The 14,931-nt window shown below is 42.8% G+C and carries 16 protein-coding genes; all 16 read right to left on the reverse strand.

Features of this window, described 5'->3' with window-relative positions; translation table 11 throughout:
• Positions 1–90 precede the first annotated feature (90 nt).
• The gene (atpG, locus tag J2S07_RS02980) at positions 91–948 is read right to left on the reverse strand and encodes an ATP synthase F1 subunit gamma (protein WP_307148913.1); all 858 of its coding nucleotides are present in this window, start codon (positions 946–948) and stop codon (positions 91–93) included.
• Between the two features lie 106 nt (positions 949–1,054).
• Positions 1,055–2,563, reverse strand: a complete 1,509-nt coding sequence (atpA, locus tag J2S07_RS02985; protein WP_307148914.1) for a F0F1 ATP synthase subunit alpha — start codon at positions 2,561–2,563, stop codon at positions 1,055–1,057.
• A gap of 23 nt (positions 2,564–2,586) precedes the next feature.
• Positions 2,587–3,123 (reverse strand): F0F1 ATP synthase subunit delta, encoded by a 537-nt coding sequence (locus tag J2S07_RS02990; RefSeq protein WP_307148915.1) that lies wholly within the window; start codon positions 3,121–3,123, stop codon positions 2,587–2,589.
• A complete protein-coding gene (atpF, locus tag J2S07_RS02995) occupies positions 3,120–3,650 on the reverse strand; it encodes a F0F1 ATP synthase subunit B (RefSeq protein ID WP_307148916.1) in 531 nt (176 codons plus the stop codon). The genes J2S07_RS02990 and atpF overlap by 4 nt, the downstream gene beginning before the upstream one ends.
• A gap of 164 nt (positions 3,651–3,814) precedes the next feature.
• Complete coding sequence (gene atpE / locus J2S07_RS03000) at positions 3,815–4,027, reverse strand: F0F1 ATP synthase subunit C (protein ID WP_018708433.1); 213 nt, start codon at positions 4,025–4,027, stop codon at positions 3,815–3,817.
• Between the two features lie 159 nt (positions 4,028–4,186).
• Positions 4,187–4,912: a F0F1 ATP synthase subunit A gene (gene atpB, locus J2S07_RS03005; protein WP_370872775.1), complete on the reverse strand. Its 726-nt coding sequence runs from the start codon at positions 4,910–4,912 to the stop codon at positions 4,187–4,189.
• Positions 4,913–4,933: 21 nt separating this feature from the next.
• Positions 4,934–5,308, reverse strand: a complete 375-nt coding sequence (locus tag J2S07_RS03010; RefSeq protein ID WP_307148917.1) for an ATP synthase subunit I — start codon at positions 5,306–5,308, stop codon at positions 4,934–4,936.
• Between the two features lie 6 nt (positions 5,309–5,314).
• Positions 5,315–5,536, reverse strand: coding sequence for an AtpZ/AtpI family protein (locus tag J2S07_RS03015; RefSeq protein WP_307148918.1), 222 nt, complete (start codon positions 5,534–5,536; stop codon positions 5,315–5,317).
• 323 nt (positions 5,537–5,859) lie between these two features.
• Positions 5,860–8,073 (reverse strand): S8 family serine peptidase, encoded by a 2,214-nt coding sequence (locus tag J2S07_RS03020; RefSeq protein WP_307148919.1) that lies wholly within the window; start codon positions 8,071–8,073, stop codon positions 5,860–5,862.
• 191 nt (positions 8,074–8,264) lie between these two features.
• Entirely contained in the window at positions 8,265–9,419 is a 1,155-nt protein-coding gene (gene wecB, locus J2S07_RS03025; RefSeq protein ID WP_307148920.1) for a non-hydrolyzing UDP-N-acetylglucosamine 2-epimerase, read from the reverse strand.
• 108 nt (positions 9,420–9,527) lie between these two features.
• Positions 9,528–10,157 (reverse strand): uracil phosphoribosyltransferase, encoded by a 630-nt coding sequence (upp, locus tag J2S07_RS03030; protein ID WP_307148921.1) that lies wholly within the window; start codon positions 10,155–10,157, stop codon positions 9,528–9,530.
• Positions 10,158–10,395: 238 nt separating this feature from the next.
• Positions 10,396–11,637 (reverse strand): serine hydroxymethyltransferase, encoded by a 1,242-nt coding sequence (gene glyA, locus J2S07_RS03035; RefSeq protein ID WP_307148922.1) that lies wholly within the window; start codon positions 11,635–11,637, stop codon positions 10,396–10,398.
• A 188-nt stretch (positions 11,638–11,825) separates the two neighbouring features.
• Positions 11,826–12,395, reverse strand: a complete 570-nt coding sequence (locus J2S07_RS03040; RefSeq protein ID WP_307148923.1) for a TIGR01440 family protein — start codon at positions 12,393–12,395, stop codon at positions 11,826–11,828.
• A gap of 24 nt (positions 12,396–12,419) precedes the next feature.
• Entirely contained in the window at positions 12,420–12,863 is a 444-nt protein-coding gene (gene rpiB, locus J2S07_RS03045; RefSeq protein ID WP_307148924.1) for a ribose 5-phosphate isomerase B, read from the reverse strand.
• Between the two features lie 189 nt (positions 12,864–13,052).
• Positions 13,053–14,348, reverse strand: coding sequence for a methyl-accepting chemotaxis protein (locus tag J2S07_RS03050; protein WP_307148925.1), 1,296 nt, complete (start codon positions 14,346–14,348; stop codon positions 13,053–13,055).
• 20 nt (positions 14,349–14,368) lie between these two features.
• A complete protein-coding gene (locus J2S07_RS03055; protein ID WP_307148926.1) occupies positions 14,369–14,812 on the reverse strand; it encodes a low molecular weight protein arginine phosphatase in 444 nt (147 codons plus the stop codon).
• Positions 14,813–14,931 lie beyond the last annotated feature (119 nt).

The following is a 14,931-nucleotide window of genomic DNA, read 5'->3' on the forward strand; positions in this document are numbered from 1 at the left end:
CTGAAGCTAGACAAATCGAAATGCGGAGGCGCCTCGCTAGCGCCTAAGCCAGATAATTCTAGCCTATTTATCTGTACTATTTTATAAGTATTATTCTAACGCCGCAGCTCCACCGACAATTTCGGTGATTTCCTGTGTGATCGCTGCCTGACGGGCACGGTTGTAGCTAAGACTTAATGCTCGAATGATTTCATTCGCATTATCTGTAGCACTACTCATCGCAGTCATTCTGGCAGCATGCTCACTTGCCTTACTATCTAAGAGAGAGCCATAGATTAGGCTTTCTGCATATTGAGGTAGCAGAACTTCCAAAATCTCTTCAGCAGACGGCTCAAATTCATAGGAAGTAAGCTTATTGCTTGAAGAAATATCTGTAAGCGGTAAAAGCTTCTTCTCCGTTACGTCCTGTCTGATCGCATTGACGTAGTGACTGTAATAGATGTGAATTTCATCTAATGTTCCATCTGAGAACATTCCTACAGTCTTGCTAGCAATATCCTTGATCTCAGCAAAGTTTGGCTGATCAGGTAATCCGACAATATCAAGAACGACATTCATGCCATTTTTCTTAAAAAAGTCACGACCCACACGACCGACGGCAATAATCGCAAACTCATCGTTGGATTTATGACGTTCCTTTACGGTTTGGAATACTTGTCGCAAAATATTACTGTTATAGGACCCAGCAAGTCCTCGGTCAGAAGTGATCACTAAATAGCCTGTCTTTTTCACAGGGCGAGTGGTCAGCATTGGATGCGTTGCATCCTTACTTCCTAACGCGATTGAAGCAGTTACTTCTTGAATTTTGTCCATATAAGGAACGAATGCCTTTGCATTTTGCTCTGCACGACTCATTTTCGAAGCAGATACCATTTGCATGGCCTTCGTAATTTTACCCATTTTCTGGGTAGCGGTTATACGTGATTTTATGTCGCGTAATGATGCCACTTACTTCTCACCACCCTTTTCAAAGATTGTTAAGGCTAAAAGCCAATGTAGAAGAAAACGACGTTCTCTGTCTTTAATTGGCTTTTGCCCTCCTTAAAGTTAGACCTTATTCGGTTACTGCGAATGTCTTCTTGAAGTCATTAATCGCAGCAGCCATATCATCATCAGCAGGAAGATCTTTTGTTGTGACGATATGGTCTAACAAATCTTTGCGGTTATGGTCTAACCATGTTAGGAACTCAGATTCGAAACGACGAATATCGTGTACAGGAATATCATCTAGGAACCCACGAGTGAGGGCATAAAGAATCGCAACCTGTTTTTCTACTTTTAATGGTTTGTTTAGATCCTGCTTCAGAACCTCTACTGTACGAGCACCACGGTCTAATTTTGCCTTTGTTGCTTTGTCAAGGTCAGAACCAAACTGTGCAAAAGACTCTAACTCACGGAAAGAAGCAAGGTCTAGACGCAATGTACCAGAAACCTTTTTCATCGCTTTAATTTGCGCTGAACCACCAACACGTGATACAGAAAGACCTGCGTTAATCGCTGGACGTACACCAGAGAAAAATAGGTCAGATTGTAAGAAAATCTGTCCATCTGTGATGGAGATAACGTTTGTAGGAATATAAGCAGAAACGTCCCCTGCTTGTGTTTCAATAAAAGGTAGAGCTGTGATTGAACCAGCACCCTTTGCATCACTTAGTTTTGCAGCACGCTCGAGTAAACGGCTGTGTAGGTAGAATACATCCCCTGGATACGCTTCACGACCTGGAGGACGACGTAATAATAAGGAAAGCTCACGATAAGCAGCTGCTTGCTTTGTTAAGTCATCATATACGACTAGTACGTGTTTTCCTTGGAGCATGAACTCTTCCGCCATTGATACACCCGCATAAGGTGCTAGGTATAATAATGGAGCTGGTTGAGATGCAGAAGCGGTTACAACAATTGTGTAATCTAATGCACCATTTTTACGTAAAGTTTCAACGAGTCCACGAACCGTTGATTCTTTTTGTCCGATTGCTACGTAGATACAAATCATATCCTGATCCTTTTGGTTCAGGATGGTATCAACTGCAACAGATGTTTTACCTGTTTGACGGTCACCGATGATTAACTCACGTTGACCACGTCCGATTGGCACTAGCGCGTCAATCGCTTTAATCCCCGTTTGAAGCGGCTCATGAACCGATTTACGATCCATTACTCCAAAAGCTGGGCTTTCAATTGGACGAGTCTTTGTTGTGTTTACTGGTCCCATGCCATCTACTGGCTGACCCAATGAATTAACAACACGTCCGATGAGTTCTTCCCCTACAGGAACCTCCATGATACGGCCCGTACGACGTACCTCGTCACCCTCACGAATTTCTGTAAAAGGTCCTAAAATAATGATACCGACGTTATTTTCTTCAAGGTTTTGCGCCATACCCATAACGCCATTTGAAAATTCAAGAAGCTCTCCAGCCATGACATTGTCGAGGCCATGAGCACGAGCGATACCGTCACCGACCGTGATAACCGTACCTACATCACTCACTTGAATTTCTGACTGATAGTTTTCAATTTGCTTTTTTATCAGCGCACTAATTTCTTCAGCATTGATGCTCATGAGTTTCACCCCTATCTACGAACTTAACTTAACAGTTGTCGTTCTAAACGCTCCAGCTTGCCACTTAAGGATCCGTCGAAAATACGGTTTCCAATCCGGACTTTCACACCGCCGAGCAAATTAGAATCAACGATATTATTTATACGAAGAGATTGTTTTCCAACCTTAGCAGCAAAAGATGCAGAAAGTGCTTGACGTTCATCGTCTGTTATCGGACGAGTTGTATAAACCTGCGCCTCTGCAATTCCACGATCATCATTTGCTAATTGAATAAATTGGTCCGCCATATCCGTGATGTAATCCTCGCGATGACGATCAATTAAAATTAATAATGTGTTCAAAACAAATGGATGAACTGCCCCAAAGGATCCGCTGATGATCTCTTTCTTTTTATCAATAGAAACCTTAGGAGACTTAAGGACAGCCTTTAATTCGCCATTGTCTACTAAAACATTTTTTACTACACGAAGCTCTTCTTCCATTCGGTCAAGAAGCTGGTGTTCTTTTGAAAGTTGGAAAAGAGCGGTCGCATAGCGTTTTGCTATACTTGAGCTACTCATCGCTCTTCTCCTACCTCTTGAATATATTCATTAATGAGCTTCTCTTGATCCTCGGCGGAAAGCTCTTTTTCAATTACTTTAGAAGCAATCATGACAGATAGAGTAGCCACTTGCTCACGAATCGCTGCAACAGCCTTTTCCTTTTGCTGTTCAATTTCTAGCTTAGCAGATTCCTTCAAGCGCTCCGCTTCTGTACGAGCGAGTACGATAATTTCCTCACGTTGAACGTCGCCTTGCTTTTTCGCATTCTCAATAAGGTTTTGCGCCTCTGTACGTGCTTCCTTTAAAAGACTGCGTTGTTCTTCAAGTAGCTTTTGTGCTTCCGCACGGCTTTGTTCAGCCGAATTTATTTCATTTGCAACATGTTCCTCACGTTGCTTCATGATTCCCATTAATGGACCCCATGCGTATTTTTTTAACAATGCTAACAGAATAGCAAACATAACAAGCTGGAATAAAATATCCCCACCGTTAAAGCCATTATGTGCTGTTTCAGCTGCACCCAAGATTAGACTGTTTGTTAACAAGACTTGATTCACTCCCTTCAAGAGTCGTTCCTTATACTTGCTAAGAATTTAGTAAACATTTCATTTAGAAAAAATTAATATTTTGCCAAAAGAACATAAAGGAATGGCGAAGCTACACATGAATGATCTTCGCCATTTTTGTTACTATTGTCTAGCTCCAGCGCCTATCGACCTTGAACCATGAATGCGATAACAACTGCGATGATAGGAATCGCCTCAACTAACGCTACCCCGATGAACATTGTTGTTTGAAGCATTCCACGTGCTTCTGGTTGACGTGCAATACCTTCAACTGTACGAGATACGATAAGACCGTTACCAATACCAGCACCTAGTGCCGCTAAACCAATTGCAATTGCTGCTGCTAACATACCCATTATAGAGTTCCTCCTTAAATATAAGAAAATATGATTTATTTTGTTTGTTCATAATCAATTTCATAATCTTGATTTATCGCCATTAGGATACAGCATTTGCTGCCGTGATATGGCTAACTATTGATATTATAAAATTGACTCGAATGAACAGGTTTTATATTAATGGTCTGAGCTCACTTTGTGTGAGAGGTAAACCATTGTTAACATACAGAAAATAAATGATTGGATGGCGCCAACAAAGACTGAGAATCCCTGCCAAGCAAGCGTTGGAATAATTGCTGCTATCGTGCCCCCAACTCCAGTTGCAAGACTTCCTGCAAGTAACCCAAGAAGAATTTCCCCTGCATAGATGTTACCGTAAAGACGTAGACCAAGCGTTAATGTGTTTGCAAATTCCTCAATAATTTTAATTGGGAACATAAACCAGAACGGCTTAAAGAACTCTTTTCCATATGCGCCAACACCTTTGGTCTTCACCCCATAATAATGGGATAGTGCTACAATCATTGTCGCTAATGTTAATGTAACAACTGGGTCAGCTGTTGGTGACTTCCACCAAAGTTCCCCATTATAGGAGACTGAAAAAGGAAGTCCTAGCATATTGGAAACAAAAATATACATGATAATGGTGATTCCTAATACATGGAATTTCCCACCGTCTTTCCAATCCATCGTACTGTTGATGATATTTTTAACAAAATCCATGATCCATTCGAAGAAGTTCTGCATTCCGGTTGGCTTCATGGCAAGCTTTCGTGTAGAAAGAACAGCAATAAAAAAAACGATGGCACTGGCAACTGTTATCATTAATACGTTTGCCAAGTTGAACGTTAAGGTAAAGTTGTCCATAATTTTCAAATGATATAATGGAGCTCCATGTTCCACAGTATTCACCTCTCTTCTCCGCTATTTATGTAAATGAAAAGCTTGCTTAAAAAAATTTATCATAATGACAAAATATGGTGTCATTAATCCCAAAATCACACTGTACAGATGAAACAGATTAGAATATTCAAGGGCAATCACCACTGCTAAAATAGCCGTTGCCATTCTTGAAATCATTCCGAGAGAACGAACCTTCTCCCCTCTGATAACCGCATCTCCAAACCTGTCTACTTTTCTGGCAAGCAGCCACATGTTAAACAAGCCGAGCGCAGTTCCGAGAACGAGTCCCAGAAATATAGTTTTATATGAAGTAAAACCCCAGCCAAGAACATAAAATGAAAGCAAAAAAAATATGTATCGTTGATGCTGTTGAAAAATTGTTCTTACATCCGGCATATTTGATTATTCTCCTGAATAGAAATGTTGGACTAAACGCAGCATCGCGTACACACCTGCAGCTAGTCCTAACAATAATCCAATTATTAAGAATAATGGTTCTGTACTGAATTGACGATCGAGCCATCTTCCTACGAAGATACCAATCAATACAGACCCTACTAATTGAGAAAGAATCGCGGACATTAAGCCGTAAGCTCGCAATGGGTGGCGGTTTTTTTGTTTCATATTAGAACGCATCCTCTCTTTAAGAGAATGGTAAGAAGGCTGAGAAAAGAACAATTTCCCAAAAAAAATCAAGCAAAAAGGTAAGTTCTATGACGATGTTGAAAACCCTATCATTCTTACCCTTTGTAAGCATACAATAGGGACATTTTTATGTCAATGCGTTTGTAGTGAAAAAGCTCACACAAACAAGCACCATTATTGAATATGTTCACACAATATTCGAAAATTATTTTTCCAGCCTTCTTGATTTATTTTTTTGTATTGTTCTCAGAATTTTCTTTTAGATTTTTTTGCTATTTTTTATGAAACTCGTACGGATCTTTTCATTCTATCTCTTCTATATACAGGGGAGTTTCGATCATATCCTCTTTTCCAGATCGCTTTGCAAAGACTTTGGCGATATATAGGCCGCTTTCCGGAAGACGTTCTCTATCAATCGTCTCCTTTAGAAGTCCTTTTCCAACCTTTCTTTTTGTATCGAGAAAGCCAACAAACTGAAAGGAGTCAGGATCAAAAAGGGCGATCCCAAATTCCTCGGCGCCTCCAGGTAAGTAAACCTCATACTGATACGTTCCTTGTTCATCCCCAGCGCCAAAATCAAATCCCATAACCCTTGGATAATTGGGCTCTTCTAAAACATATAAGTAAGGAATTCTGAAAGTTTGAGACCCTGCCTGCAATTCTATGGTGCCATCATGGATTTTTTTCTTAAAGGCTTTTGGGTCCACCATCATTTTGATGGCCACCCTCTTTTTTTCATTTGGCTTCAGAGTAAAAGAAAAAGGCATTTCCCACTGGATTCCAATTTCATTCTTGGGTATGGCAAAGGAATAGACTTGCACCTTATCACTGACGTTCTCCACCGTTACGTACTGTGTATGGGAATGGGGCTCTTCAGCTAGCTTGAACTTACCAAATTGCAGGGAACCAGGCATAACAAGGGATTGCGTCTTAATGGCCGCTTCTACTTGAATTCTACCCGCACCCTGTTCATAGGTTCGATATGGATTTCCTTTTTGATCAGAAATTGGTTTCGCTGTATTCATTAAAGCTGCCTTAATTTGTTCGGGTGACCAATCCGGATGCGCTTGCTTGATGAGGGCACTTGCACCTGCGACATGCGGAGCGGCCATGCTTGTTCCTTGAAGGGCCAAGTAACCGCCAGGAATCGTGCTCGTAATCGCTACACCTGGTGCGACGACATCCGGTTTGATATCCCAGGTGGAGGTCACTGGTCCACGTGAGCTGAAATCAGCCAATAAATCCTTCTCTTCTATTATATGAATACGGGCTTCTGCCTCTCCCTTTTCAGTGAGCTGCTTCAATTTCTTGCCTTCTTCCTTAGAAATTGTAGAGACGGGCAAATCTACCTCTCCCTCAAGATTTCCAATAAAGCTCCCAGAAATATGATTATAAATAATCACAGCAACTGCCCCCGCCCGCAGTGCGTTGTTGGCTTTTTCGGTAAAAGTGATTTTCCCCCGCTTGATAAGGGCGATTTTCCCTTTGACGTTGGTAAGCTCTTTTGGTTTGCCTAATCCTCCGTCTACGACTTCATAGGAGCGATCAAGCTTCCATTCGTGTGAGCCCTGCATCGGCTCAAGTCTAATTTTTTCTGAAAGTCCTACAACCGAAAGATAAGGGATTTTCATGGGTGGAGTGGAAGCTCCAACAGAAATGGCCTTTGCGGCTGTTCCAGGAGAGCCAACGGTCCACATATTTGGACCTGAATTACCTGACGAGGTGACAGGAATAATACCTTCTTCTGCCGCCTTATTCAGGGCAAGACTAATCGGGAGATCAGGTCCATTAATGCTATTGCCAAGGGACAAATTCAGAACATCGACTTTATCTTTAATCGCTTGTTCAATCGCCGCTAGGACCTGTTCGGTTGTCCCTGCTCCCCCAGGACCGAGCGCTCGATAGGCAATCACCTTGGCATCTGGAGCTACCCCATTGATTTTTCCATTTGCCGCAATGATCCCCGCAACATGGGTACCGTGCAGAGTGATCGGACCGTCTGGGCCTTCTGATTCCATTGGATCTGCGTCTTGATCCACCAGATCATGCCCACCCTCATAGTTTCTTCTCAAATCCTGATGGCGATAGTCAATCCCTGTATCAATCACCCCTACTGTAATTCCTTTTCCCGTCAGTCGATGATTCGTTTGATCGTATATTCCTCTCACCGCATCCCCGCCGATGATTCGGATGTTTTCTTCCTGTTGGGTTTTATAGGTTTGGACCTGAGAGACAAGCTCGACATGATTTGATTTCGCCAGCTTTGCTAGAGAGGAGAGGGTCCCTTTTACAGAAAAACCGTTCAGGGCATGCTTGTATGTATATCTCAGCTCGATATCCTGGTATGGTTCAAGGATTTTCTGGATATCCTGTTCGGTAAAATTGTTAGCGATGGTCACAATAGCAACTCTTTTGGCTTGTGGAGATTCCTCTGGGAGAGGAGGATGGTGGAGGCTTTGAGCGTGAGTTGACAGTGGAAAAAGAAACATAATGAGCATGATGACTAGTCTTTTCAACGTATACACCCTCTTTTTTTTACTAGAATGTTCCTGTTTCGGTCTTTGTATGCATGGTTGAGTTTATAGATTGCGTTAGTTCGGCGGGGGATTACGGCTGGGACAGGTGGAAATTGCACTGGACCAAGCAGGAAGTGCGTGGACCAAGGCGGGGGATTGCGAAACACACAAAAAACTGACCACAAATGGGGTCAGTTTTTCAATGGATGATATGGTTCAGGTCTTTCGGCAGTCTGGTTGAAGTAGTAACGGATGGCCTCGCAAATTCTGTGCGAAGCTTCTCCATCTCCATATGGATTGACGGCTTTGGCCATTTTTTCATAGGCTGCCTTGTCAGTTAAAAGCTCAGTTGCAAGTTGGTAAATCGTTTCTTCCTCGACCCCAGCAAGCTTAAGCGTGCCTGCCTCAATTCCTTCTGGGCGTTCGGTTGTATCACGAAGAACCAGTACAGGAACACCGAGGGATGGAGCCTCCTCCTGCACCCCGCCCGAATCGGTTAGGATGAGATAGGCTCTCGAAGCAAAATTATGAAAATCAATGACATCAAGCGGTTCAATGAGATGGATGCGCGGGTCATCCCCAAGAATTTCATCCGCAATTTCCCTTACGACCGGGTTCAAATGAACAGGGTAAATGACTTGGACATCCTTTTGTTCTTCGACAATTCTCTTTACTGCCCGGAACATATTGCGCATGGGTTCCCCTAAATTTTCACGGCGATGGGCAGTAAGAAGGATCAGTCGGTCATCTCCGAGCTTTGATAAAATCTCGTGATGATACTCCTCTTTTACCGTTGTTTTTAAGGCATCGATGGCCGTATTCCCCGTAATAAAGATGCTTTCTTCCTGCTTATTCTCTTGGCGTAAATTCTCAGCAGACTCCGTTGTCGGTGAAAAATGGAGGTCTGCGATCACTCCCGTTAGCTGACGATTCATTTCTTCTGGATAAGGAGAATACTTATTCCACGTTCTTAAGCCAGCTTCCACATGGCCCACCACAATTTGATTATAAAATGCTGCGAGACTCGCAATGAAGGTGGTTGTCGTATCGCCGTGAACAAGAACGATATCAGGCTTCACTTCTTTCATAACCTTGTCCAATCCTTCAAGACCACGAGTGGTCACATCGACAAGGGTTTGCCGCTCCTTCATGATATTAAGATCATAATCAGGAGTGATTCCGAATATGGATAAGACTTGATCCAGCATTTGGCGATGCTGCGCAGTCACGGTTACGATCGATTCGAAAGCCTCTGGATATTTCTGCAGTTCGAGAACGAGCGGAGCCATTTTTATCGCTTCAGGTCTTGTCCCGAAAATCGTCATAACTTTTATCGGTTTGTTCATTTCGAACACCAACTTTCTCTACCACTTTTTATCGTACCGAGCAAAACACGTTCACCCCATACCCATAAGGCTCATTTCAGCACTTGACTCTGGTTTTTGGTAAAAACATTATTTAGTCCCGAATAAACGATCTCCTGCATCTCCTAGTCCAGGGATGATGTAGCCTTTTTCATTAAGCCTTTCATCTAGAGCAGCGATGTAAATATCCACGTCTGGATGGGCATTCTTCACCGCTTCCACGCCTTCAGGAGCGGCAATCAAGCACATGAATTTAATATTTTTGGCACCGCGCTTTTTGAGAGAGTTAATGGCTTCCACTGCTGACCCACCTGTTGCAAGCATCGGGTCCACTACGATGAAATCTCTCTCCTCTACATCACTAGGTAGTTTCACATAATACTCAACCGGCATCAATGTTTCTGGATCACGATAAAGACCGATATGTCCTACCTTTGCCGCAGGGATCAGCTTCAAAATCCCGTCTACCATTCCGATGCCTGCGCGAAGAATCGGAATAACCCCAATCTTCTTACCAGAAATAACTTTGGACTTCGTCTTGCTTACGGGTGTTTCAATTTCAATTTCTTCAAGAGGCATATCACGAGTGATTTCAAAGGCCATTAAGGTTGCAACCTCATCCACAAGCTCACGGAAATCCTTCGTACCCGTATCTTTTTCACGGATGTATGTAAGCTTATGCTGAATTAACGGATGATCAAAAACATATACTTTTGCCATGGAGCTCTCTCCTTTTTAAATCATTTGGTCTCAAGTAAACCTATTATGAACAAAACACACTTCGTCTAATTTTACAGAAAAAGCTTTTTAAGAGCAACTCATACAGAAAAATGTCAGAGAAAATTCGGTACCTGGTACCGCCCGTGGACTTTTTACCGAAAATGTACGCCTCCAGTGGACACTTTTGTCGACAAAAAGGTGAAACTCTTTGTTTGGTAGGGTTTCACCTGCTAAATAATTATCTATCTTCGTAGAGCGGGAATCGGCTTGTTAGAGCTTCTACACGTTGTTTTGCTTCTTCCAGCTTTGCTTCGTCCTCATGGTTTTTCAAAGTGAAACCGATGATGGATGCGATTTCTTCCATTTCTGCTTTCCCGAAGCCACGTGATGTAACAGCTGCTGTACCAATTCGAACACCACTAGTGACAAATGGACTTTCTGGATCAAACGGGATCGTATTTTTGTTCACGGTAATGCCCACTTCATCGAGAACCTTTTCAGCTATTTTTCCCGTGATGCCTAAAGAACGAACATCGACTAATAATAGATGGTTATCAGTTCCGCCTGAAACAAGGTTGAGTCCTTCTTCCTGAAGCTTTTCCGCCAAATGCTTGGCGTTAGAAATAATATTAGCTGCGTATTCCTTAAAGCTTTCTTGTAAAGCTTCCCCAAAGGAAACCGCTTTAGCTGCAATGACATGCATTAATGGACCGCCCTGAATTCCTGGGAAGATCGATTTATCAATTTTCTTTGCGAATTCTTCCTTACAGAGAATCATGCCGCCACGTGGGCCACGAAGTGTTTTGTGTGTGGTCGTAGTGACAAAATCAGCATATGGAACTGGGTTTGGATGAAGTCCAGCGGCTACAAGACCAGCAATATGGGCCATATCGACCATCAAATACGCTCCAACCTCATCGGCAATTTCTCTGAACTTCTTAAAATCAATCAGGCGTGGATAGGCACTTGCACCAGCAACGATCAGCTTTGGCTTATGGGTACGGGCCTTCTCCAATACATCGTCGTAGTTAATCGTATGGGTGACCTCATCCACCCCATACTCAACGAAATTATATTGAACACCACTGAAGTTAACAGGGCTTCCGTGTGTCAAATGCCCACCGTGAGAAAGGTTCATTCCAAGAACAGTATCGCCGTGCTCAAGGATTGTGAAATATACAGCCATGTTAGCTTGAGCACCTGAATGGGGCTGGACATTCACATGCTCCGCTCCAAAAATCTGCTTGGCTCGATCACGTGCAAGATCCTCAACAATATCAACGTACTCACAGCCGCCATAATAGCGTCTTCCAGGGTATCCCTCCGCATACTTGTTTGTTAATACGGACCCTTGAGCTTCCATCACCGCTTCACTAACAAAGTTCTCCGACGCAATTAACTCAATTTTGGAACGTTGGCGTCCTAATTCCTTTTGAATCGCTTGAAGTACCTGTTCATCCTGCTGCGCTAAATGCCTCATGATAATCCCCCTCTAATGTAAAAATATGTACGAACTTCTTCCACTTACATGCTTTCCATTTTAAGCGTTGGTTGGAAAATATTCAAGACTCATAATCAGTAAAATCCGAATACTATAAAAAATCTTGCTATAATTGTTCGGTAATCCCTATGAAAAAAGCTTCTGAACGACACAGAAGCTTGAATCAATTACCGGCAGGATTCATTTTCCTTATTTCTTTCATACACTGCTCTTGAGCCGCCAATCAGCTTTGGTCGAGTCGTTGCCAAGGTAATATGAGCGTTTCCAACCTGTTTTTCCGACACCCGAACTGGAACGGCCACATGCTTTAAATGCATGCCAATTAGTGTATCACCAATGTCGATACCAGCCTCTGCCTGAATATGCTCAACCACAACCGGGTCCTCAAAGTGCTCGAATGCATAGGTCGCCATAGCACCGCCTGCATGGCGAACAGGAATCACTGTAACCTCTTCAAGCCCACGTCGCTCCGCCACAGCTCTTTCAAGAACGACCGCCCTGTTCAAATGTTCACAGCATTGAAAGGCAAGTTCGATTCCAATTGCATCCTTCAGCCCTTGAAGCTTTCGAAAAATCATTTCTGCAACTTCAATCGTTCCTGCTGTTCCAATTTTTTGCCCGATGACCTCACTTGTACTGCAGCCAATAACAAAGACCTGCCCCGATTTTAAATGAACCTTGAATTCTTCTAGTATCGTCTGGAGCTGCTGCTCCCATTGCTTTAGATTAACAGACAATGAAAAGCCCCCCTTCAAGAAGGATTAATTCTTCTCCTCGTAAGCCGTAATTTTCCCTACTCGATTTTGATGACGTCCGCCCTCAAATTCGGTTGTCAGCCAAACTCGTGCAATTTCGCGAGCAAGGCCAGGCCCAATCACCCGTTCCCCCATGGCTAAAATATTGCTATCATTGTGCTCACGAGTTGCCTTTGCACTGAAAACATCATGGACAAGGGCACAACGAATTCCCTTTACCTTGTTTGCGGCTATGCTCATCCCAATTCCGGTTCCACAGATGAGGATTCCACGATCAAATTCACCAGAGGCAACCTTACCTGCCACTGGCAAGGCATAGTCTGGGTAGTCAACGGAGGTGCTGCACTCACAGCCAAAATCCTCATATTGGATGCCCAGTTCATCCATTAAACTCTTTATTTCCTCGCGAAGATGGATGCCACCATGATCAGACGCTATCGCAATTTTCATGTATATTTCCTCCTATGTATATACGATTCATGCATGTTTATTTTGACACATTCCTTACTAAATATAAAGGTTCTTTTAAATGGATCTTCGGTTGTCACGCCTTCTCATCGCTGCTGCTCTAAAAGGCTCGCTCAGGCGTGCCAACCTGCGATAATTATTCCTATTAAAAAAGGCCCCCCATCGGAGAGCCTATAATTTAAATCTAGTGATCGTATTCTTCAATGCCTCTGCTTGACTTTTTAGTTCAAAGGCAAGCTTTTCTACGTTTTCAATAACCGCTGTCTGCTGTTGCGTCGCCGATGTGACTTCCTGAGCACCTGCAGAGGTTTCCTCCGCAATTGCGGCTACCTCTTGTGATTGATGAGAAGTATGCTGGATGCTTTCCATTTGTCGATCTACTAAATCGGTAATCTGTGCAACAGATGTCGCCATCTCATTCACAGTCTTCGTCATTTCTTCAATCACTTCATTTGTCCTTGTGCCTTTTTTCGCTTCGGTGTTTGCCACTTCGACCTGATCGGTGATTTGCTTCACCACGTTGCGAACCTCTTCCTGAATGTTTCGGATCAGCTCCGATATTCCCTGGACAGCCTTAGCACTTTCATCAGCAAGCATGCGAACCTCTTCCGCTACAACGGCAAATCCTTTGCCATGCTCTCCCGCTCGAGCTGCTTCAATGGAAGCGTTCAGAGCTAAGAGATTGGTTTGAGCAGCAATATCGCCAACAAGCTGAATAATTTGTTCAACCTTCGCCGCATTATCCTCTAATCGTCTAACCGTTTGCAGTGAGCCTTCATTCTCTTTTGCTAGTCGTTGAATACCAGACACGAGTGAATGAATAACCTCTTTAGATTCCTGCAAGTCCTTCACCATTTCCTTTGACACCATTCCAGACGTATTTGCCGTATTCTGTACCTCTTCAGCAATTCGAATGACATCTTCCACCGATTCTGCAGTCTCTTGAATGGAAACAGCAGAGTTGTCTGCCCCTAAGGAGATTTCTCCTATCGTTCTAGCGATTGCTTCTGCTTGTTCCGCTGCCAAAGAGGACTCCTTAGAAATCGCGATAACCTTTTCATTCGTCTCAAGAAAGTTCTCTTCAATTTTTTGAACCATTTCCTTCAAGTTAAGAAGCATATGATTAAAAGCAATCCCTAATGACCGAATCTCATCATCTGACTTTGGAAGGTCAACCTCCACACTGATGTCCCCATGAGCGGCCTTTAATGCCACTTTTTCAAGCCTTTGGAGAGGTTTTATAATATAAAACGCCGCAAAAAAGGCTAAAATTCCCGTCCAAGTAATCCCAAGGAGTAGCGTAATAAGTGTAAAGGAAACCTCTCCTAACGGGATACTATCCTTGAACATCGGATAGAGAATATAAATGAAAACTCCACTAGTTGAATAAGTTATAATAGCAAGGGTTGTGACAAATAGAACCAGTTTCTTTCTTAAACCAAACTTATAGCTTTTTTTCTCCTCCATTTTCTTCCTCCCTGAGAAAATCATTCATTTCCTAGTCTTTTCAGAATCTCCTCAATGTTTTCTTGGATTTCGTGATATGTTTGTCGATAAATTTCTAAAGAACCACCGAACGGATCCATAATTTCTACATCTGCTGTATGGCCAGCAAATTCCTTCAGAGTATACGTTTTCTCTTTCACTTTAGGAAACATGTTAATCACAGCCTCTTTATGACCCTCCGTCATGGTAAGAATATGGGTCGCCCAATCCACTAGCTCATTCGATAGACTTGAGGACTGGTGAGCATGACTGATATGTTGCTCCTCCAAAACCTTTTGTGCTTGCTCTGAAGCTGGCATACCACTAATGGCATACACTCCAGCAGATTTTGCATCTATTCCAGAAATCGCTTTATTTTTTAAAATTGCTTCTGCCATCGGGCTTCGGCATGTATTCCCCGTACAAACAAATAATATGCGGATCACGTTGGTACCTCCTTCTTTCTACATTATATGACATTTACACTAGATTCAATAGACCTAGAAAGAATAAAGAAGAATTATTTTTGTCAAAAGCTCTTACTACACAAAACAATCATGAGCGC

This window comes from Anoxybacillus andreesenii, from assembly GCF_030813005.1.
In the GTDB taxonomy this organism is placed as follows: domain Bacteria; phylum Bacillota; class Bacilli; order Bacillales; family Cytobacillaceae; genus Robertmurraya; species Robertmurraya andreesenii.

What these genes read in the sequence shown, in the direction of transcription:
- J2S07_RS03010 (WP_307148917.1), bottom strand. Translation starts at nt 5,308, where the DNA reads ATGCCGGATGTAAGAACAATTTTTCAACAGCATCAACGATACATATTT.
- atpE (WP_018708433.1), bottom strand. Translation starts at nt 4,027, where the DNA reads ATGGGTATGTTAGCAGCAGCAATTGCAATTGGTTTAGCGGCACTAGGT.
- wecB (WP_307148920.1), bottom strand. Translation starts at nt 9,419, where the DNA reads ATGAACAAACCGATAAAAGTTATGACGATTTTCGGGACAAGACCTGAA.
- glyA (WP_307148922.1), bottom strand. Translation starts at nt 11,637, where the DNA reads ATGAGGCATTTAGCGCAGCAGGATGAACAGGTACTTCAAGCGATTCAA.
- J2S07_RS03050 (WP_307148925.1), bottom strand. Translation starts at nt 14,348, where the DNA reads ATGGAGGAGAAAAAAAGCTATAAGTTTGGTTTAAGAAAGAAACTGGTT.
- J2S07_RS03015 (WP_307148918.1), bottom strand. Translation starts at nt 5,536, where the DNA reads ATGAAACAAAAAAACCGCCACCCATTGCGAGCTTACGGCTTAATGTCC.
- rpiB (WP_307148924.1), bottom strand. Translation starts at nt 12,863, where the DNA reads ATGAAAATTGCGATAGCGTCTGATCATGGTGGCATCCATCTTCGCGAG.
- J2S07_RS02990 (WP_307148915.1), bottom strand. Translation starts at nt 3,123, where the DNA reads ATGAGTAGCTCAAGTATAGCAAAACGCTATGCGACCGCTCTTTTCCAA.
- atpA (WP_307148914.1), bottom strand. Translation starts at nt 2,563, where the DNA reads ATGAGCATCAATGCTGAAGAAATTAGTGCGCTGATAAAAAAGCAAATT.
- upp (WP_307148921.1), bottom strand. Translation starts at nt 10,157, where the DNA reads ATGGCAAAAGTATATGTTTTTGATCATCCGTTAATTCAGCATAAGCTT.